14 protein-coding genes are annotated in these 21,133 nt (G+C 71.2%); 9 read left to right on the top strand and 5 right to left on the bottom strand.

Annotated features, from left to right (window positions below; genetic code table 11):
- The first annotated feature begins 17 nt into the window (after positions 1-17).
- From ACIOHC_RS32840 to ACIOHC_RS32830, 3 genes are all read left to right on the top strand, one after another.
- A complete protein-coding gene (locus ACIOHC_RS32840; RefSeq protein ID WP_365693341.1) occupies positions 18-1,997 on the top strand; it encodes a prolyl oligopeptidase family serine peptidase in 1,980 nt (659 codons plus the stop codon).
- Entirely contained in the window at positions 1,994-2,938 is a 945-nt protein-coding gene (locus tag ACIOHC_RS32835; RefSeq protein WP_401845158.1) for an LD-carboxypeptidase, read from the top strand. Before ACIOHC_RS32840 ends, ACIOHC_RS32835 begins: the two co-directional genes overlap by 4 nt.
- 181 nt (positions 2,939-3,119) lie before the next feature.
- Complete coding sequence (locus ACIOHC_RS32830; RefSeq protein WP_365693374.1) at positions 3,120-4,895, top strand: CocE/NonD family hydrolase; 1,776 nt, start codon at positions 3,120-3,122, stop codon at positions 4,893-4,895.
- 72 nt (positions 4,896-4,967) lie between these two features.
- Here ACIOHC_RS32830 and ACIOHC_RS32825 read toward each other — a convergent pair whose 3' ends face one another.
- Positions 4,968-6,131: a GntR family transcriptional regulator gene (locus ACIOHC_RS32825; protein WP_351080628.1), complete on the bottom strand. Its 1,164-nt coding sequence runs from the start codon at positions 6,129-6,131 to the stop codon at positions 4,968-4,970.
- 234 nt (positions 6,132-6,365) lie between these two features.
- Between ACIOHC_RS32825 and ACIOHC_RS32820 the strand changes: the two genes are divergently transcribed.
- The 4 genes from ACIOHC_RS32820 (at position 6,366) to ACIOHC_RS32805 (ending at position 12,970) form a co-directional block, all read left to right on the top strand.
- Positions 6,366-7,778 carry an ABC transporter substrate-binding protein gene (locus tag ACIOHC_RS32820; RefSeq protein ID WP_401845157.1) on the top strand — a complete coding sequence of 471 codons (1,413 nt, stop codon included), beginning with the start codon at positions 6,366-6,368 and terminating at the stop codon, positions 7,776-7,778.
- Positions 7,779-7,834: 56 nt separating this feature from the next.
- Entirely contained in the window at positions 7,835-11,020 is a 3,186-nt protein-coding gene (locus tag ACIOHC_RS32815) for a hypothetical protein (protein ID WP_401845155.1), read from the top strand.
- Positions 11,017-12,078: an oligogalacturonate lyase family protein gene (locus ACIOHC_RS32810; RefSeq protein ID WP_365693338.1), complete on the top strand. Its 1,062-nt coding sequence runs from the start codon at positions 11,017-11,019 to the stop codon at positions 12,076-12,078. The genes ACIOHC_RS32815 and ACIOHC_RS32810 overlap by 4 nt, the downstream gene beginning before the upstream one ends.
- A gap of 331 nt (positions 12,079-12,409) precedes the next feature.
- Entirely contained in the window at positions 12,410-12,970 is a 561-nt protein-coding gene (locus ACIOHC_RS32805) for a GNAT family N-acetyltransferase (RefSeq protein ID WP_351080636.1), read from the top strand.
- On the opposite strand, the gene ACIOHC_RS32800 is transcribed toward ACIOHC_RS32805, so the two are convergent.
- A complete protein-coding gene (locus ACIOHC_RS32800) occupies positions 12,936-13,679 on the bottom strand; it encodes a carbon-nitrogen hydrolase family protein (protein ID WP_351080638.1) in 744 nt (247 codons plus the stop codon). The two genes, ACIOHC_RS32805 and ACIOHC_RS32800, sit on opposite strands and share 35 nt — an antisense overlap.
- A 378-nt stretch (positions 13,680-14,057) precedes the next feature.
- Here ACIOHC_RS32800 and asnB point away from each other — a divergent pair, with 378 nt between their 5' ends.
- Both asnB and ACIOHC_RS32790 read left to right on the top strand, forming a co-directional pair.
- Complete coding sequence (asnB, locus tag ACIOHC_RS32795; protein ID WP_351080640.1) at positions 14,058-15,905, top strand: asparagine synthase (glutamine-hydrolyzing); 1,848 nt, start codon at positions 14,058-14,060, stop codon at positions 15,903-15,905.
- A gap of 202 nt (positions 15,906-16,107) precedes the next feature.
- Entirely contained in the window at positions 16,108-18,087 is a 1,980-nt protein-coding gene (locus tag ACIOHC_RS32790; protein WP_401845153.1) for a DUF5107 domain-containing protein, read from the top strand.
- 129 nt (positions 18,088-18,216) lie between these two features.
- On the opposite strand, the gene ACIOHC_RS32785 is transcribed toward ACIOHC_RS32790, so the two are convergent.
- The 3 genes from ACIOHC_RS32785 to ACIOHC_RS32775 all read right to left on the bottom strand — a co-directional run bounded on the left by ACIOHC_RS32785 (position 18,217) and on the right by ACIOHC_RS32775 (position 21,077).
- Positions 18,217-18,570, bottom strand: coding sequence for a VOC family protein (locus ACIOHC_RS32785; RefSeq protein WP_351085145.1), 354 nt, complete (start codon positions 18,568-18,570; stop codon positions 18,217-18,219).
- A 24-nt stretch (positions 18,571-18,594) separates the two neighbouring features.
- Entirely contained in the window at positions 18,595-19,404 is an 810-nt protein-coding gene (locus ACIOHC_RS32780; RefSeq protein WP_401845151.1) for a methyltransferase domain-containing protein, read from the bottom strand.
- A gap of 164 nt (positions 19,405-19,568) precedes the next feature.
- Positions 19,569-21,077 (bottom strand): bifunctional phosphatase PAP2/diacylglycerol kinase family protein, encoded by a 1,509-nt coding sequence (locus ACIOHC_RS32775; RefSeq protein WP_401845148.1) that lies wholly within the window; start codon positions 21,075-21,077, stop codon positions 19,569-19,571.
- Positions 21,078-21,133: the final 56 nt, after the last annotated feature.

Here is a 21,133-nt window from a genome sequence, read left to right as displayed (position 1 = left end):
TACGGGGGGAATTCATCATGGTGTCCACAGGGGCCTACGGAACATGGCCGTCACCGATCGACGCACGGCTCGCGGCGTCGCACGACGGTCGCCCGGAGTATGTCGGCGTGGTCGGCGACGAGGTGTGGTGGACGGAGCCGCGCCCTGCCGAGGCGGGCCGCCGCGCCCTGATCCGCCGCCGGGCGGACGGGACCACTGCCGCCGCGCTGCCCGCTCCATGGAACGTACGGAGCCGCGTCATCGAGTACGGCGGACAGCCCTGGGCCGGGGCCGAACGCGCCGAGGGGGGCCCGCTGATCGTCTTCGTCGACTTCGCCGACCAGCGGCTGTACGCCTACGCCCCCGACGGATCCGGCGAACCCCGGCCACTGACCCCGGTCTCACCCGTCGGCGGCGGGCTGCGCTGGGTCGACCCGCAGCTCCACCTCGACCGGGGCGAGGTCTGGTGCGTCCTGGAGGAGTTCACCGGCGAGGCACCCACCGAACTGCGCCGGGTGCTCGCCGCCGTGCCCCTGGACGGCTCCGCGGCCGACGACCGTTCGGCGGTACATGAACTCTCCGACGACAGCCACCGGTTCGTCACCGGACCGAAGCTCTCGCCCGACGGACGGCGGGCGGCCTGGATCGCCTGGGACCACCCGCGCATGCCGTGGGACGGCACCGAGGTGATGCTCGCGGACGTCGCCGAGGACGGTACGTTCCAGCACGCCTGGAGTTTCGGCGGCGGCCCCGAGGAATCGGTGCCGCAGATCGAGTGGGGTGCCGACGGACAGCTGCTCTTCGCCAGTGACCGCAGCGGCTGGTGGAACCTGTACCGCGCCGACCCGCACCGGGGCGCGGTGGCGCTCTGCCCCCGGGAACAGGAGTTCGCCGGACCGCTCTGGAAGATCGGCCTCAGCTGGTTCCGGCCCCTGGAGAACGGTCTGATCGCCACCGTCCACGGCCGGGGCACCACCACGCTCGGCATCCTCGATCCGGAGACCGGCGAACTCGTCGACGTCGCCGGGCCCTGGACCGAATGGGCCGAGTCGCTCGCCGTGCACGGCAGCCGCGTCATCGGTATCGCCGCAGGCCCGTACAGCGCCTACGAGGTCGTCGAACTGGACACCGCGACCGGCCGCACCCGGATCATCGGCACACCGCACGAGGACGCCGTCGACCCCGCGTACTACCCGCAGCCCGAGGACCGCACCTTCACCGGGCCCGATGGACGGGAGATCCACGCGCACATCTACCCGCCCCGGAACCCCGGCCGGACCGGCCTTGAAGGTGAACTGCCGCCCTATGTGGTCTGGGCGCACGGCGGTCCCACCGGCCATGCCGCGCTCGTACTCGACCTGGAGATCGCCTACTTCACCTCGCGCGGCATCGGTGTCGCCGAGGTCGACTACGGCGGCTCCACGGGCTACGGCAGGGCCTACCGCAACCGGCTGCGCGAACAGTGGGGCGTCGTCGACGTCGAGGACTGCGCGGCCGTCGCCGAGGCGCTGGCCGCCGAGGGCACGGCCGACCGGCGACGTCTCGCCATCCGCGGCGGCAGTGCCGGCGGCTGGACCACCGCGGCCTCGCTGACCGGCACCGATGTCTATGCCTGCGGCACGATCATCTACCCCATCCTCGACCTGACCGGCTGGGGCACCGACGAGACCCATGACTTCGAGTCGCAGTACCTGGAATCCCTGGTCGGCCCGCTCGCCGAAGTCCCGGCCCGCTACCGCGAACGGTCGCCGGTCAGCCGCACCGACCGGCTGACCACCCCCTTCATCCTGCTCCAGGGGCTGGACGACCCGATCTGCCCGCCCGTCCAGTGCGAGCGGTTCCTGGAGCGGGTCGCGGGGCGCGGCATCCCGCACGCGTATCTCACCTTCGAGGGGGAGGGGCACGGGTTCCGGCGCGCCGACACCATGATCCGCGCCCTGGAGGCGGAACTCTCGCTGTACGGCCAGACCTTCGGCATCGACCGTCCCGACGTACCGCGGCTGGAGCTGAAGAAGTGACCCTCGCCCCCTTGACCCGCCCCGCCCGGCTGCGTCCGGGTGCCGGGATCGCCGTCGTGTCCCCGAGCGGACCGGTGCCCGCCGACCGTCTCGACGCGGGCCTGGACGTACTGCGCGGCTGGGGCCTCGTCCCCGTCGAGGCACCCCACGCGCGCGACGTGTACCCGGAGTTGGACTATCTCGCCGGCACGGACGAGGCACGGGCCCGGGATCTCCAGGAGGCCTGGTGCGATCCGTCCGTCGACGCGGTGATCTGCGCCCGCGGCGGATACGGCGTGCAGCGCATGGTCGACCTGCTGGACTGGGCGGCGATGCGCGCGGCCGGGCCCAAGGTGTTCATCGGCTACAGCGACATCACCGTGCTCCACGAGGCGTTCGCCCGGCGCATGGGCCTCGCCACCCTGCACGGGCCGATGGCAGGGACCGAGACCTTCCTCAAGGACCCGGACACCCAGGAGTCCCTGCGGGCCACCCTGTTCGAGCCCGATTCGGTGCGTACTCTCGGCCTTCCCTCGGCGAGGGTGCTGGTACCCGGCAGGGCCCGTGGCATCACCTACGGCGGCTGCGTGAGCCTGCTCGCCGCCGACATCGGCACCCCGCACGCCCGGACGTCGGCCGACGGCGGGCTGCTGTTGATCGAGGACACCACGGAGGACCCGTACACCATCGACCGCATCCTCACCCAACTGCTGCGGTCGGGGGCGCTCGACGGGGTGTCCGGGGTGGCCTGCGGTTCCTGGGCGGGCTGCGGTCCGTACGAGGAGGTGCGGGCGGTTCTCGTCGACCGGCTCGGCCCACTGGGTGTACCCGTCGTCGAGGAGCTGGGCTTCGGGCACGGGCCGACCGCGCTGACGATTCCGCTCGGGGTGCCCGCCGTGCTGGACGCGCCGGCCGACGGCGGCCCCGCCACGCTCACCGTCGAGGTACCCGCCCTTGCCTGAACGGCGGGAAATCGCGAAGAAGTTGAGCATCCTTCAGAAAACAGGGTCCCGATCGTTGACATCGCTCTGACACGCGTCACAGCATGAGCGCGATCCAGTGCTTACTGGCCGGTAAGAAGCTCTCGGTGTGGAGGCCTTCGTGTCACGTGCTGTTTCCCGCTCCCGGTCCGGGCACCGGACGCTGTCCCGGAAGTCGATCGCGTACGCGGTCGGAGCCGCGCTCGCCGCACCGCTGTTCCTCGCCGGTGCGGCGCACGCGAGCGCCGACGAGACCCCCCCGTACACCGTCTCCCCGCTGAAGTTCACCCTTCGGGCGGGCGGCCGGTCCTGCACCGTGGACGCCGATCTGTACCGTCCCGCCGGGGTCGACGCCCAGCACCCCGCCCCCGCCGTGCTCGCCACCAACGGCTTCGGCGGCAGCAAGTCCGACGGTTCGACCGACGCCATCGGCAAGGCCTTCGCCTCCCGCGGCTACGTCGGCCTCGTCTACTCCGGCCTCGGCTTCGGCAGGTCCGGCTGTCTCATCACGCTCGACGACCCGGCCATCGACGGGAAGGCCGCCGCCGGACTCATCGACTTCCTCGCCGGAACACGCGCCGCCGACGACGGCACCAAGGCCGACTACGTCACCGAGGACGGCACGGGCGACCCCAGGGTCGGCATGATCGGCGGTTCGTATGGCGGTGCCATCCAGATGGCGACCGCGGCCGTCGACCACCGCGTCGACGCCCTCGTGCCGCTGATCACCTGGAACGACCTCGCCTACGCGCTCGCGCCCAACAACACCGGTACCCGCGAGGGGGTTTCGTCCGACACCGCCGGTGTCTTCAAGTGGCAGTGGACCAACGGCTTCTATCTGATGGGGGAGGGGCAGACGATCCTCGAAGCGAGCCTGGACCCGTCCCGGTTCGGCAGTCTCTCCTGCCTGCACTTCGCGGCGCAGGCCTGCGACACCATCCGGCTGCTCAACTCCGGCCGCTACCCCGCGGACAGGACCGCGGAGATGCTCGACTACGCGCGCGGCGTATCGCCCGTCGACCACCTCGGCAGGGTCAAGGCGCCCACCCTGCTCGTCCAGGGCCAGGCCGACAGCCTGTTCAACCTGAACGAGGCCACCGCCACGTACCGGACCCTCAAGGCGCAGGGCACCACGACCAAGATGATCTGGCAGGCCTGGGGACACAGCGGCGGGCAGGCCCCCGGTGAACTCGACCTGGGCAAGGGCAACCTGGAGACCAGCTACGTCGGACGGCGCGTCCTCGCCTGGTTCGACCGCTACCTCCAGCACAGGAAGAACACGGACACCGGGCCCGAGTTCGCCTACTACCGGGACTGGAGGAGCGGTTACGGCACCGCCGCCGGCGTACCGGCCCCGAGCCGGAAGATGTACCTCTCCGGCGACGGCAAGCTCGTCGGCAACCGGTCCGAGGTCACCCGGGGCAGCCGCCGGTACGCCAACTGGCTCGTGCCGACCAGTCACTCGGAGAGTTCGCTCGCCGGAATCATCGGACTGCCCGACCCCGAGCCGTACGACATCAAGGGCACCTACCTGGGCTGGAGCAGCGCCCCGTTGACCGCCGCCGTGGATGTCGTCGGTGCACCGAAGGCCACGCTGAAGGTCGTCTCGCCGAAGACGGAGCGCGTACAGAACAGCGGGGACGCCGCCGACAAGCTCGTCCTGTTCGCAAAGGTGTACGACGTGGCGCCGGACGGCTCCAGGACGCTGGTGAACCGGCTCGTCTCCCCGGTGCGCGTGCCGGACGTCACCCGCTCGTTCACCGTGCAGTTGCCAGGCATCGTCCACCGGTACGAGGCGGGGCACCGGCTCGAATTCGTGATCGCGGCCAGCGACAGCGCCTACTCGGGCAACCGCGGCATCAAGCCGGTCACGGTGGTCAGCGCCCCCGAGGACACCGGTGTGCTGGAGCTTCCGGTGGTCGGCGACCGGGGGGAGTGAGGCGGCCAGATCGGGTTGCGGCGGCCGGTCCCGCCCGACCTCGGCCGGCCCGGCTCCTGAGCCACTCGCTCCTCACGCCGGTTCGGCTCCGACCACCCGGAGATACGCCTGCGCGGACTCACGCGTCCGGATCTCGACGGGCAGCAGGATGTGTCGTACCTCGTGCGGACCGTCCGGGTTCCGGATGCGCTGCGCGAGCATCTCCGTGGCCCGCCGCCCCATCTCCTTGGAGGGCAGGTGGGCGGCGGCGACCGTCAGCGGAAGCAAGTCGAAGGGGCCGGCGTCATCCATGCCTGCGAGTTCGATCCGACCGGGCACCTCGAGGCCGAGGACGGACAGGTCACGGGCGGCGTGCGCCAGGGTGTGGCCGTTGGCACAGAGCAGGACGGTGGGCGGCTCCGGGCGGTCGAGGAAGGCCGAGAGCACTCCGAGCCGACGGTCATTTGACAGCTTGTGATAGGTCGTCAGGGCGGTGAGCTCCGGTGAGACCGGGATGCCGTGCTTCCGCAGCGCCTGGACATGCCCGGTGAGCCGCTCCGTCACGCTGGTGACGTCGGTCTCGTCCCAGAGCGTGGCGATCCGACGATGGCCGCGCTCGATGAGGTGCTCGGTGAGCTGGAATCCCACCGCGTAGTTGTCGAAGACGACGGCATCGCTCGGTGATTCGGGGTGGTAGCGGTCGATCATGACGACAGGGACGCCGTGCCGTGCGAGCTCGGCCAGTGCCGGTGAGTCCGAGTCACTGTCGACGGGATAGAGCACAACACCACCGGCTCCCGTCTGCAGGGCCAGACGCAGGGCGTGTTCCTCCGCCTGTTTCGAGCCCTTGGAGTTCGACAGGAACATCCGCAGACCCTCCTCGCCGCACGCCGACTCGACGCCGTCGACGACGGCCGACTGGTGCGGGCCGTGCCCATGCATCACACAGGCGACCGAGCGTTCGCGCGCCCCGGCTCCGGTAGCGGCCGGTGGCGAGCTCCGCTCCGCCACGAACGTCCCGCGTCCCCGCCGTCGGACCAAGTACCCCTCGGTGACGAGTTCGTTGAGGGCCCGCACCGCGGTGGTGGAGCTGACGCCGAACCTCTCGCAGACCTCGCGCTGACTGATGAAGGGCTGATCGGGCTCGTACGCACCCCGGTCGATGTCCGCGACAAGATCCCGCTTCACCATCCGGTAGAGCGGTTCCTGGTCGGTGCCGTCGCGCTCGGCCTCGATCATGCTGCCCCCATCGTTCACCGACTCATTCCCTGACACGTTAACGCGCTAAGGGTAACTCCGGTTCGCCGCTGAGCAGAAGATGCCCCACGGGCTTGGGATCCAAGTGGTGGACGGGAACGAACCATGGCACTCCTGGTGTGTTAACTGCACGAACTTCGGCAGCACTTCAAGCAAGTTCGCCGCAACACCTTTACGCGTTAACGCGCTATTGCTAGCTTCTGCTCAGCCCGATCCGCATCCATGGGAGCCGTGATGACCGAACCCACGCACAGATCACTCAACAGGCGGACGAGGAGCCGACGGCCGGGATTCGCCGCCCTCGGGGCGGCTGCGCTCATGGTTGTCTCCCTCGCCGCCTGCGGGAGCGGGGGCGAGAGTGGGAAGAGCACGGACGGCAGGACGGAGATCACCGTCGCGGGCATGCCGCCGACCACTCTGCCGGCCGGCCGGAAGGACTTCCTCGCGCAGGTCAAGGCCTTCGAGAAGGTCAACCCGGACATCAGGATCAAGCCGACCGACGCGCTGTGGGACGCCAAGACGTTTCCCGCACGTCTTGCCTCCGGCCAGCTGGAGACTGTCTTCCGGGTACCGCTGACCTACCCGCCGGAGATGATCGAACGGCATCAGGTCGCCGATCTCAGCAAGGAGATCAAGGAGCTGCCGCACGGAGCGGAGTTCGACAAGCGGCTGCTCGCCCCGGCCACCGGCTCCGACGGGAAGATGTACGGCATCCCCACCGAGGTGTACTCCGTCGGTCTGGTCTACAACCGCGAGTTGTTCACCAGGGCGGGCCTCGACCCCGACAAGCCGCCCACCACCTGGGACGAGTTGCGCACCGCGGCCAAGACGATCACGGACCGGACCGGTGTCGCCGGCTTCGGCATGCACACCACCGACAACACCGGCGGCTGGATGCTGACCACCATGACGTACTCCTACGGCGGCCGGATGGAGAAGAAGGCGGACGGCAAACAGATCACGGCCTTCCGGGAGGGCCCGACCGGCAAGGCCCTCGGCCTGCTGAAGGCCATGCGATGGGCCGACGGGTCGATGGGCAAGCAGCACCTGCGTGGCACCGACGACCTGACCAGCGACTTCGCCAGTGGGAAGGTCGCCATGCTGCTGGGTTCGCCCAGCACGTACGGCGCCTATGTCTCCAAGTTTCACGGCAGCCCCGACGCCTACGGACAGGCCCCGCTCCCTTCGGGGGGCGAGCACGCCACTCTTCTCGGCGGCGGTGTCGCCGTCGTCTCGCCGAAGGCGGACGAGGCGCAGCGCAGCGCCGCGGCGAAGTGGATCAACTTCTTCTATCTGAGGACCAAGTACGATCCCGCGCTCGCCGCACAGCGCACCGAGCAGATCGCCGCCGACAAGAACCCCGCCGGAGTCCCCGGCCTGCCCTTCTACGACGCGAAGATCTCCGGCCCGGCCGCCGCGGCCGAACGCAAGCACTCCAACGTGCCGCTGAAGAACTTCGCGCCCTACATGAGCAGCCTCGGCACGACCGAGTACGTCGTCGAACCGCCCGTTGCCGCCCAGGAGTTGTACGCAGCACTGGACAGCGCCGTGCAAGCGGTCCTGACCCGGGAGAGCGCCGACCCGGCCGCCGAACTGGAGAAGGCGGACCGGAGGATCGGCCCGGCCCTCGATCGGGCGCAGCGGTGACGCCGACGCCATGAACGGCCCAGCAGCCCGACAGCTCCACGAGAAGGGATCTCGCGATGTCCGGAGCACCACCGAGAAGAAGGCTCACCCGGCTGCGCCGCACGCTCACGACGCTCGCCGTCGCGGCCCTGGCGGCAACCCCGTTGCAGGCACCCGCCGCCGCACTTGCGCATGCGCAGGCCGCCCGTGCCACGGCCGTACTCGGCGCGCAGCCCGCGTACGAAGGCATCGAACGGGCCTGGCCCGGCGACCGTGACAAGGACCCCGCCCACGCGGTCCGCGAACAAGCGGGGCGAAGCTGCTGGACGATGACGGGTGATCCGTACAACCGGTACCTGTACGTCGACGTGGCGGCCGGTGCCGTCCCGGCCGGGGCGAAACGGGCCGTCGTCACGGTCGATTACTTCGACGCGGCCGCGGTCGGCATGAACCTCCAGTACGACTCGCAGTCGAATGCCTTCACCGGCACGTCCGGTCTGTCGATGAAGGGCACCGGAACCTGGCAGAGCCACCAGTTCGAACTCGGCGACATCCGGTTCGCCAACCGCGCCAACGGGGCCGACTTCCGGCTCGATGTGCAGGCGACGGCCGAGAACATGCCCCCGGTCTGCTTCAGCCGGATATCCGTCGAGTTCACCGACGCCCCGCTGCTCGACATCACCTCGCGCCGTCTGCTCTTCGCCCAGGGCGCGGACCAGGGCCCGATCACCTTCGCCTCCGCGGCCGACCGGGTCGGCTGGACCATCGGCGACGCGAACGGCGTACCTCTGAAGTCCGGCACGGCGCAGGTCGCGTCGGGCAAGGCCGCCCTCGACATCAAGGATCTCGGCCCCGGCTACTACACGCTCACCGCCACCGCCGACTCCGGCGCCCCGGTGACGCGGACCACCTCGTTCGGCGTCGTCACCCCGGCGCCCGCCAAGGATCCCTACTACGCCGTGGCCATGCACTACGGCTGGCAGCCGGGGTGGGAGGACACACTGCTCGATTCCGCCGCCACCGTGGGCTGGAGCGAGGTCAGATCCGACGCCAACTGGGCGGTGGAGAAGCAGAAGGGCGTCTACGACTTCGGCGCCTACCCCCTCGACGCGGGGCTGAAGAACGCGGCGAAGCGCGGCATCAGGACCATGCCGATCCTCGGATACCGCAACCCGCTCTACGACGGCGGCAAGACACCGAGCTCCCCCGAGGGGCTGGCGGCCTTCGCCAGGTTCGGCGCGGCAGCGGCCGCTGCCTACGCCCCGTACACCAAGGACTTCTCCGTCTACAACGAGTTCAACGGGACCGGATTCAACGACGGGGCCTGCGGAATCACCGCCAAATGCTATATCGACATGGCCAAAGCGGTGAAGCAGGCCATGCCGGACGCCAACGTGGTGGGCCCCACCTCGGCAGGCACCCAGCTCGCCTGGCACGACGACTTCATCGCCCGCGGCGGCCTGGACCACCTCGACACCTTCAGCGTCAACTACTACAGCAGCGCAGGCGACGCGCCCGGCACGCCACCGGAGGAGATCAAGGCACTCGGGGAGTTCGCACAGCTGGTGAAGAAGGTCGAGGCGCGCAAGAAGATGCCGATCTGGGTCACCGAGAACGGCTGGCCCACGAACACCGGCGGTTGGAGCGAGACCCAGCAGGCCGCCTACCTGATCCGCGCCCAGACGCTGGCCCGCGCGGCCGGTGCCGACAAGTACTTCTGGTACGACATCCTCGACGACGGCGACAACCCCGGTGAACGAGAACACCGCTTCGGCCTGTTCCGCCGCGCCGGGGGCGGCGTCCAAGGACTGGCCCCCAAGCCCGCCGCCGTCACCAACGCCGTCCTCATCCGCCAGACCGCGGGCAAGCAGCTCGGCGCCCGGGAGAGCGCGGGCGACCCGGCCGTCCACGTCTACCCGTACGGCACCACCACCCGTTCCCTGTGGGCCACTTCGCCCCGGACGGTCTCGGTCCGCACCGACAAGCCCCTGACGCTGACCGATCAGTTCGGCAAGCGGAGCACACTCGTCCCGACGGCCGGGCGCGTCACGCTCGGCCTCGACGGCAGCCCCGTCTTCCTCGAAGGGCCGGTCGCCGGCGTGGCGGTCACGAACTCGCCGCTCTCGCTGAGTACGGCCGAGCAGTCGGTCACCGGCGCCGACCTGAAGGTCACCGTCACCGCGGACCGCACCAAGGCGGCCGCACTGCCCCGTCGGCTGCCGGTCACGGTCGACGGCCTGCACGGCATGCTCAGGACCAAGCCGGGTGCGAAGACCTCTCTCACGCTGAAGGTGCCCGCCACCGCGACCACCGGCGTACGCGGTGTCAGCGCCTCCTTCGGCCGCCGGACCCTGCTGCGCACCACGACGAAGGTGGTCGAGCCGTACACCGTGACCGGGCGGCCCGACATCAGGAGGACCGGTGGAGGCCTCACCGTGAGGATCACCAACAACGACCCGGAACGGGCGCTGGCACCCTCGCCGGTGGGCTGGCGAGTCGGGCCATGGATGGGCACCATCGCGGATCCGGGCCCGGTCCCGGCCGGGCAGTCGTCCGAGAGGACCGTCGAACTCCCCGCCGAAGCCGCACAGTTCGTGCCCTACGCCTACTCCGTCACGACCGGCGATGCCGCGGACTCCGGCTCGCTCAGCCTCAGCCCCGTCGAACCCGCGGGTGACACCACCCTCGAACCGATGGACCTGAACTCCCTGGGAAACTGGGCGAGTCTGCGGGGCGGCACCAGGACCGGCCCCGACGATCTCTCCGGGACCATCCGCTACACCCACACGGATCAGGCCCTGATCCTGGACGCAGTCATCAAGGACGACGTGCACAACGCGGACCGGACGGATCCTTCGGCGGCCTGGCAGGTCGACTCCATCCAGTACGACCTCTACTCGGGCTTCCCCGGCACGCCCGACGGCAACCGGGTGGAGGTCGGTGCAGCGCTGCTGCCGAGCGGCCCCGTCGCCTACACCTGGGCCGCTCCGGCGGGGCAGCAGGCCGGGCCCACGCCGGGCGCGGACGTCTCCGTCGTGCGCGACGAGAAGGCCCGGACCACCACCTACCGGCTCGCCGTCCCCTGGACCTCGCTCGGATTCGACCGGCCGCCCACCGGGACGTTCGGACTGTCGCTCCTCGTCAACGACGCCGACGCGGGCACCGCCACCGACGCGCGTGACGGCTACCTCGAATGGGGTGCCGGAGTGGGCGCCTCGCCCAAGAACCCCGCCCTGTTCCGGTCCGTGAGGCTCGTGCGATGACTCTTCTGCTCGCCGGTGCGCACCTGCCCTACCCTCACACCAACGGATTCCACGCCGACGGCGAACGACTGGTGCTGACCCGGTACTCACCGGCCACCGGCGCCCTCGGGCTCACCAGCGTCCGCTGGCGCGACGAGGAACGTGCCGCACGCCCCCTGTACGAACCGGAATCCAGCACCACGGGGCCGGAGCAGCTGCTCTGGCCGGATGTGGCCCTGGCCGCCGAACGGGTGGCCTGGGTCTGGAACGGTGCTCTCCATGTTCTCGACCTGGACTCCGGTGCCCCCGAGCGGCTCTATGAGGCCGCCCCCGGGCACACCCTGCAGAACCTGTGTTCCCTCACGGCGGCGGGAGACCGGGTGGTGGTGATGGAACAACCCGGGGACCGGGACGCACCGGTGACCTGCCTGGAGATCTCCGTGTCGACCGGAAAGGCCGACGAGCTGTTCGGCAAGGGGTGGTTCACCAACCACCCGGCTCACAGCCCGCACGACGAGTCCTGGCTGACCTTCGCCCACGAAGGGCCCTCCCGGAAGATCCCGGACCGGGTCTGGGCCCGGCACCCCACACGGGCACCGGAGGGCCGTTGCGTCTTCGACCAGGCGACGAACGGGGGAACGCTCGCCGTGGGCCACGAACGCTGGATGTTCCACGACCTGGGTGCCGTGGTGTGCGCGTACGGAGAGAGCGAGGCGGGTCCGCGCGGCCTGTACACACTTCACCCGGACGGTCGGGCGGCCCGCCTCGTCAGCGAGGGCGAACGGGACTGGCACTGCGACATCAGCCGCGACGGACGGCATGCCGTGGTCGACACGTCCGGCCCCCTCGACGCGCCGGGCCGGGGCTGGCAGAACGCGGGACAGGTCTCCGACGTCGTGCTCGTCGACGTCGCCACCGGCGCCCGCACGCCCCTGGCCCGTACGGAGGCCGACCAGCACCCCCGACACCCGCACCCGGTGTTCACCCCGGACGGCACCGCCATCCTCTACAACCACGGCGATCCGTCAACCGGCGAGGTCGCGGTGGCCCTGGTGCCCCTGCCCCGGGCCGTGTCATGAACCACCGAACCCGAGACGAAGGAAGGCATCGTCCTCGACGGCGGCCCGGAGGTCGGGAGCCGAGCACAACGCCGCGCCGACGTCGATCCACTGAGCCGTCGGGGACAGCCTCGAAGGCCCGGTGCGGGGAATCGCGCGCGACGGGCCGGCCGCAGCCCTTACGGCCTGGTGCACGATGGCGAGCGGGCTCCCGGCGTCATGCGACTTTGCCTCCGGCGTCGTCGGTCGACGACGCTCCGCGTCGCCTCCCTCCTCCGCCTCGGCTCCGAAGCCGCATGACGCCGCTCGCCGATCCGCTCTCCATCGTGCACCGGGCCGTTAGGCTGACCGGATGTCTGAAATCGACTATCTGGCTGCGGGACACCGTGTGGCGATCCGCGCCTACACCCCGGCGGACGCCGAGGAGTTCACCACCCGCGCGAGGGAGAGCCGGGGTCTGCACGGTCCCTGGCTCTTCCCGCCCGTCGACGCCCGCTCGTACGAGGCCTATGCGGGCCGGATGATCGACGACCCCACGAAGGCCGGATTCCTCGTCTGCGATCGCGCGGGCGGGGCCGGCGGCGGGATCGCGGGTTTCATCAACATCAACAACATCGTCCGCGGCGGGTTCCTCTGCGGCGCGCTCGGGTACGGGGCCTTCGCCCATGCGGCGGGGCGCGGACTGATGAGCGAAGGGCTGGAGCTGGTCCTGCGGTACGCCTTCGGGCCGCTCGGCCTGCACCGGCTCGAAGCCAACATCCAGCCCGGCAACGAAGGTTCGCTCGCCCTCGTGCGACGGGCCGGATTCCGCCTCGAAGGATTCTCGCCGGACTTCCTCTTCATCGACGGTGCCTGGCGCGACCACGAGCGGTGGGCGATCACGGCCGAGATGCTGAGCCAGGACGGCGCCTAGAAGCGGCCCGGTCCGTGCCCACGGTCGCGGACACCACGGCGCCCGGTTCGGGCCCGGCCTGCACGGCCGGGGTTCCGTCCGGTGCCCAGATGCCGGAGCCGCCCGACGTGCGGGCGTGCACCCCGCTCGGTCCGGGCGAGGTGGCCAGCACCACCCACATGCCATGGGCGAGTGCCGACCGGCTCATGTGTCCGTCCCGCCGAGCGGCCTGCTCGGGCCCGGAGCCGTACAGTGTGCTCGCCACGTACGCGTCGACGCCCAGCGCGGCGGTGGCCGCGGCGTGCTCGGGAACGGCGGCGTCGTAACACACCGCCGGCCCGAGCCGCAGCCCGTCGACGACCAGCGCCTCGGGCCTCTCACCGGGGGCGAAGCGGTCGAACTCCTCACCGTGCAGCCACATCTTGCGGTAGACGATGCGGGAGCCCTCGCCCGTCACGGCCAGGGTGGCGATGTGTTCCCGCCCGTCCGCGGCGCGCACCGGCGCCCCGACCAGGGCCGTCGCCCCCGACTCGTGGCACGCCGTGACGAGCGGGCGCAGGCGTGGGTCGTCGGCGGACACGGCCGGAGCGGCGAGGTCGTAACCCGTGAGGGACAGTTCGGGGAAGACGACCAGTCGTGCCCCCGACCGGCCGACCGCCTCCGCGTGGGCCGCGGCGTTGGCGGCGATGTCGAGAGGGGCACAATCGAGCGGGTCCGCCGGACAGGTCACCCGGATCGGTCGCCTTGATCGGCAGCACCGGACTGTCCGCAGACGCGCCGAGTCCACTCCACCGGCGCATCCCGGATTGGGAAAGTCTTTGCCCGTGGCCTGTTCGGGCCGCCTTCGGGGCCCGTGGGCCCTTTCCGTACGGGCTGCGAAGCGTGGCGGTCCCGTATAGGAAGGGGAAAGGGGCGGCCGAAAGTATGAGGAGCCGGCCTCCATCCACGTAACGACCGTGTTGACGGTACGCAATCGCAGGCACAGGCTCGACATATAGCTGCTAGATGCAACTGGTTCTGCCGGGTCCAGCCTTCGGCACGCCGCCCATAGGACGGCACCGTGCGTACGGGCCGCTCTCCCGGCCTGGACCGAATCGGGAGGACGCGTATGTGTGGCATCGTCGGCTGGGTCTCGTTCGACCGCGATCTGCGGGCAGCCGCGGACGTGGCGACGCTGGACGCGATGACGGAGACCATGGCCTGCCGGGGTCCCGACGACCGGGGGACCTGGACGGTCGAACACGCCGGGCTCGGGCACCGTCGGCTCGCGATCATCGACCTGCCCGGCGGACGCCAGCCCATGACGGTCGGTACACCGGAGGGTGAAGTCGCCCTGGTCTACTCCGGTGAGGCGTACAACTTCACTGAGCTGCGCACGGAACTGACCGCCCGCGGGCATCGGTTCCTCACCGACTCGGACACCGAGGTCGTGCTGCACGGTTACCTGGAGTGGGGCGAGTCCCTCGCCGAACGGCTCAACGGCATGTACGCCTTCGCCCTCTGGGACGGCCGCCACGACAAGCTCGTCATGATCCGCGACCGGATGGGCGTCAAGCCCTTCTACTACTGGCCGACGGCCGACGGAGTGCTCTTCGGTTCGGAACCCAAGGCCATCCTCGCCAACCCGCTGGCCCGGCCCCGCGTGACCCTCGACGGGCTCCGGGAGCTCTTCACCCTCGTCAAGACCCCCGGCCACGCCGTGTGGGACGGCATGTACGAGGTACAGCCCGGCACGGTCGTCACCGTCGACCGCGGCGGCCTGCGCCGGCACGTCTACTGGCGGTTGGAGACCCGCCCGCACACCGACGACCAGGACACCTCGGTCGCCAGGGTACGGACGCTGCTGGACGACATCGTGCGCCGACAACTGGTCTCCGACGTGCCCCGCTGCGTCCTGCTCTCCGGCGGCCTCGACTCGTCCGCGGTCACCCTGCTCGCCGCCCGACAGCTCGCCAGGAGCGGTGAGAAGGTCCGCACCTTCGCCGTCGACTTCGTCGGGCGGACCGAGAACTTCGTCGCCGACGAGCTGCGTACCACCCCCGACACCCCGTTCGTCCACGACGTGGCGCGACAGGCGGGCACCGTCCACCGCGACATCGTGCTCGACCCGGACACCCTCGCCGACCCCGAGGTGCGCGCCCGGATGATCAGGGCCCGGGACATCCCGATGGGCCTCGGCGACATGGACGCCTCGCTCTACCTGCTCTTCCGGGCGATCCGCGAACACTCGACCGTCGCGCTGTCCGGGGAGTCGGCCGACGAGGTGTTCGGCGGCTACCTCCAGTTCTTCGACGAGGAGGCCAGGAAAGCCGACACGTTCCCCTGGCTGGTGCGTTTCGCCGAGCACTTCGGTGAGGACGCGGGCATGCTCCGCGACGACGTGAACCAGGCACTGGGCCTGCGGGCGTACATCCGCGACAGCTACGACTCCGCCGTCGCCGGCATCGAACGGCTCACCGGCGAGAGCGACTTCGAGTACCGCATGCGCAAGATCTGCCACCTCCACCTGACCCGGTTCGTACGCATCCTGCTCGACCGCAAGGACCGCGCGAGCATGGCCGTCGGCCTGGAGGTCCGCGTGCCGTTCTGCGACCACCGGCTCGTCGAGTACGTCTACAACACCCCCTGGGCCCTGAAGTCCTTCGACGGCAGGGAGAAGAGCCTGCTGCGCGAGGCCACCGCGGACCTGCTGCCGCGGTCCGTGTACGAACGGACCAAGAGCCCCTATCCGTCGACCCAGGACCCGAAGTACGCCGTCGCGCTCCAGAAGCACGCCCACGACCTGCTCGCGCGCCCGGACCACCGGGTCTTCGACCTCATCGACCGCGACCGGCTGCGACGGGTGGCCGAGCACGACGCACCAGGGATCACCTCGGCCTCCCGTCGCGGGCTGGAGCGCACCCTGGACATCGCGATGTGGCTGGACATGTACGAGCCGGAGGTGGATCTCGGCTGAACGGGCCGGTACCGGCGCAGCCTCTTCCACGCGGGGAGCGGTTCCGGGCGGCACGTCCATGGCCTCCGGCCGCCTGGACCGGGCCCCGCTTTTGCCGAAGTCTGACGGCGACCCCTCTGGCCGGGCCGCTGTCCAGCGTGTTCCATGGTCATCGGGGGGGCGCCCGGACCTGCGGCGGCCCGCGCGAGGGAGCGAGGTTGCCTTGGCCACGACCGTACGACGTGCCGTACTGACTCTGCCCGCCGCACCACTGGGCCCGGAGAACCCGCTGCCCGCACTGCGGCCGCTCGACGAGATGCATGTCGTCGACGACCGCGACCGGGCCGGACTGCCACGTGACATGGCACGCCAGATCGGCTACGAGCCACTGGCCACCGTGCTGCCGGTGCGCGTCCTCGACGGGTACGGTCGCCGACGCGTCCCCACCACGCTGGACACGATCGTCATCGAGAACGAGCGGCTGCGGGCCACCGTCCTGCCCGGACTCGGCGGACGCATCCACTCCCTCCACCACAAGCCCACCGGCCGCGAACTCCTCTACACCAACCCCGTCCTGCAGCCCGCCGACTTCGCGCTCAACGGTGCCTGGTTCTCCGGCGGCATCGAATGGAACATCGGCGCCACGGGCCACACCACCCTGTCCTGCGCCCCGGTGCACGCCGCCCGGGTGCCCGCGCCCGACGGCGGGGAGATGGTCCGCCTGTGGGAGTGGGAGCGGCTGCGCGACCTGCCGTTCCAGGTGGACCTCTGGCTGCCCGAGGACTCGGACTTCCTGCACGTCGGCGTACGGATACGCAATCCGCACGAGCACACCGCACCCGTCTACTGGTGGTCCAACATCGCCGTCCCCGAAGGCGAACGCACCCGCGTGCTGGCCCCGGCCGACGAGGCCTGGCACTTCGGCTACGAGCGGACCCTGACCCGGGTCCCGGTCCCCGAGTCCGGCTGTGTCGACCGTACGTACCCCCTGCGCGGCGACTTCCCCGCCGACTACTTCTACGAGGTGCCCGACGGCTCGCGCCGCTGGATCGCCTCCCTCGACGAGGACGGGAGGGGACTCGTCCAGACGTCCACCGATCTGCTGCGCGGCCGGAAGCTGTTCCTGTGGGGGAGCGGGCCGGGCGGGCGGCGCTGGCAGGAGTGGCTCACCGAGCCGGGCACCGTCGGCTACGCGGAGATCCAGGCCGGACTCGCCCGTACCCAGCTGGAACACATTCCCCTGGCACCGGGCGCCGAGTTCAGCTGGCTGGAGTCGTACGGACCGCTGTCCGCGGACCCCGCGGCCGTGCACGGCGACGACTGGGCGGCGGCCCGAGCCGAGGCCGAGCGGCGGCTCGCCGAGGCGCTGCCGCGCGCCGATGTCGACGCCGCGTACGCGGCCTGGCGTCCGTGTGCCGACACCGAGCCCGGCGAGTCGCTCGCCACCGGCTCCGGCTGGGGTGCCCTCGAAGTCCGGCGAGGCACGTACCGGCTCCCCGGAACGCCGTTCGCCGAGTCGACTCTCGGTGAACAGCAGCAACCCTGGCTGGAGTTGCTGGAACAGGGCACCTTCCCCGAACCACGCGGGCCGGTCCCGCCCGGCCCCTCCCTGGTCTCCCCGCACTGGCGCGACATGCTGGAGACGGCCTCCGCCGAACCTCTTACCGAGTACCACCTCGGCGTCGCCCAGTGGCACGCGGGCGACCGCGCCCAGGCGGTCCGCAGCTGGGAGCGCGGCCTGGCCCTCGCCCCGTCCCGTTGGCCGCTGCTGCGCTGCCTCGCCGTCGCGGCCGAGGAGGGCGCCCACTGGGACAGGGCCGCGGACCTCTACACCGAGGCGTTCGACGGCATGTGCGCGGAACGCCCCGACGGTGACGGCGACCCGGACGCCTGGATGTCCGCCACGGCGGCGCTCGCACGCGAGGCGATGGAGGTGCTGCTGACGGCAGGGCGCCCCGAAGCGGCCCGGACGGTGTGGAACGGTCTGTGCGCGGAGCATCGACAGCGCGGCCGTTTCCGCCTGCTGGAGGCCCGGCTGCTGATCGCCGAGGGCAACCGCGCCGCCGCTCGGGCCGTCTTCGACGAGGGCTTCGAGGTGGCGGATCTGCGGGAGGGCGCGGAAATCCTGGACGAGGTGTGGGCCGAGCTCACCGACGAGCCGCTGCCGGACAGGTACAACTACCGGATGCGCCCCAGGGCGTGACGGCGAAGACCGCCCGGCCCGCACCGTCTCCACCGGTGCGGGCCGGGCGGCTGCCCGGGGCGGCGGCCCCTGGGACAGCCGTGGGGCAGGCGATCCCCGTCGGGTGGTCGCGGGCCGGACGGCCGCCCGTCAAACGGTCAGGTTCCGGTCGACGTACTCGAAGACCGAGCCGTCCGGGTGGACGGCGATCAGGTTGCGGCCCACCGGCGTCGGCACCGGCCCGGCGAGGATCCTGGCGCCGACACGGGTGAGGGAGGCGTGGGCTTCGTCGACATCCTTGACCGCGATCGTCGCCGTCACCTTGCGCAGGATCTCCAGCTCCGACTCCGGGCCGCTCATCAGCAGAAAGCAGCTGATCGCGGCGACCGAGACCCCGCCACGGTCGAACCGCAGCGCGGAACTGCCTGTGAGGTCCTCGTAGAAGGCCACCGCGGCCTCCAGGTCGTCGACACAGATGCGCAGCGTGGTTCCCAGAATATCCATGTGGGCAAGGGTAGTTGGCGGCGATCAGGCCCGGCAGAGCATCTCGCCGTGCGGGACCATGAACCAGGCGTCGTCCCGCGCGCCCCACTCCCGCCAGGCCGCGGCGATCGCCGCCAGCTCCTCGGTACTCGCGTGGCCGCCCGCCACGGCCTGCTCCGCGTACACCGAGCCGACCGTACGGTCCGCCCACAGCCCGCTCCACCAGGCGCGGTTCTCCGGGGTGGCGAAGCACCAGTTGGCCGCGGTCGCGGTGATGTCGGTGAAGCCGGCTTGGCGGGCCCAGGAGAGCAGTCGGCGTCCGGCGTCCGGTTCGCCGCCGTTGGCTCGGGCCACCCGGCCGTACAGCTCCTGCCAGGAGTCCATGCCGGGCAGGTCGGGGTACCAGGTCATCGCCGCGTAGTCGCTGTCGCGGGCGGCGACGATGCCACCGGGTCGGCAGACGCGCCGCATCTCGCGCAGCGCCCGCACCGGGTCGCCCACGTGCTGGAGCACCTGATGGGCGTGGACGACGTCGAAGGAGTCGTCGGGGAAGTCCAGGGCGTGCACGTCGGCGGTGGCGAACTCGACATTGTCCAGGCCGCGTTCGGCCGCTTCCTCGGCCGCGCGGGCCAGGACCTCCTGGGCGGAGTCGACGCCGGTCACCCGGCCGGGGGCGACCAGCGCGGCCAGATCCGCCGTGATGGTGCCGGGTCCGCAGCCCACGTCCAGCACGGTCATGCCGGGGCGGAGCTCATCGATCAAGTAGGCCGCGGAATTGGCGGCGGTGCGCCAGCGGTGCGAGCGCAGCACCGACTCGTGGTGGCCGTGGGTGTAGACGGCGGTCTCCTTCGGCATGGCCGTGGATCCTTTCTCGCTGATCGGTACGGCCACCGTACGCTCGGATGTCGAATAATGAGATAGGGGTCTTGATATGTGGACCCACGGTAGGAGCCGGGGGTGGCGCCGGGCGGTCGGCCACCCCTGGTTCGCCCGTGCGCGGCGGATTCCGGCAGACTCCTTCATCTCGCCATCGGGCAGTACACCGTCAGTGCCTCCGGAAGCTTGTCGATCATCAACTCGGTTTTGCTGTAGGCCACTTCGCCGTCGTACGCGTAGGGCGTACCAGGTCGCAGGCCGGCGATCCGCACCCTTCTGCGCCGTTCCGCCGCATGCACGGGGGAGCGGGTCAGCGGACCCGCGACGGCTGCGGCGAGGAGCCGCAGGCCCGGTGTGCGGCCACCGTGCACCACTCGCACATCCAGCAGGCCGTCCCCGAGGTTGTGCCGCCGTCCGGGCGCCGGACCGACCCGCTGGAACAGCCCGTTGCCCACGAACAGCAGCCACAGCGGGCGCCGCCGCCCCTCCAGTTCGGCCTCCAGCGGACGCTCGCCCCGCAGCACCTTCCACGCCGCGACCAGGCCCGCCGGCCAGCCTCCGATACGCGGGGCCCAGCGCTCACGCGTCCGAACCAGTTCGGGATAGACACCGAGACTGAAGGCGTTGAGGAAGCAGCCGTGCGCGCCTCCCGGTCCCTCGGGTCCGGGCCGGAAGCGGCCGAGGTCGACCCGGACCGCATCGCCCGCGGTCAGCGCGGCGCACGTGTCGTCCACTGTCTCGATGCCCAGGTCGTACGCGAAATGATTCAGCGTTCCGCCGGGGAACACGGCGAGCGGCAGACCGTGCGCGGCGGCGACGGCCGCGGCCCCGTTGACCGTGCCGTCCCCGCCGCAGACCCCCAGCGCCCGGCCCCGGTCCGCCGCCTTCTCCAGCTCGGCCCGGAGTTCCCCGGGGGCGCACTCCACCACCTCGGCGCGCGGCAGCGCGTCCCGTACCAGCGAGGCCGTCGCGGTCGCCGTGCCCGACGCCTGGTTGACGACGACCACCAGGTCCTGGCCGGCCGGCAGCGCGGGGGCGTGGCCCGGTGGTCGCCCCGGTGCCGGGAGCTGTCCACGGGTCGGCACGACACCCCGCAGGGCCAGCGCGGCCCCCACGCCGAGCACCGCACCCGCCAGCACATCACTCGGATAGTGGACTCCGGTGTAGACGCGGGAGGCGGCGACGGACAGGGCGAGCGGGGCGACGACGGCGCCCCAGCCCTTCGATTCGAGAGCCACGCCCGTGGCGAAGGCCGCGGCCGACGCGGCGTGTCCGGAGGGGAAGGACGTCGTGAACGGCTGGCGCCCGAGCCGCCGCATCACCGGCACGGTGTCCAGCAGCGGGCGCTCTCTGCGTACCGCGCCCTTGCCGATCGTGTTGATCGTGGCCGATGCGACCGCCAGCGAGGCGATCCCCCGCAGCGCGGCCCGCCGGGCCCGTGCGCTGCCGCCCAGCGCGGCCAGGCCCGCGGCGGCCCCGAACCACAGCAGCCCGTGATCGGCGCTGCGGCTCAGCCGTGGCAGCACGGGCAGGGCGCCCGGCCAGTCGCGGTGGGCCAGGGCCTGGAACACGGCGAGATCCCGGCGGTGCAGCCGGCCGCGCAGCGAGGTGGACGACGGGCCGGTGAACGGAGTACGACGTGGTGCGGACATGGAACACCGCCTACCCCGCCGGGGCGCGGCGAACCAGCGGGCGCGTCCGCGCACGG

This window comes from Streptomyces sp. NPDC088252 (assembly GCF_044740965.1).
Classification (GTDB): domain Bacteria; phylum Actinomycetota; class Actinomycetes; order Streptomycetales; family Streptomycetaceae; genus Streptomyces.
Note: the sequence above shows the minus strand (reverse complement) of the source record. Positions and strands in the feature narration are given on the sequence as shown.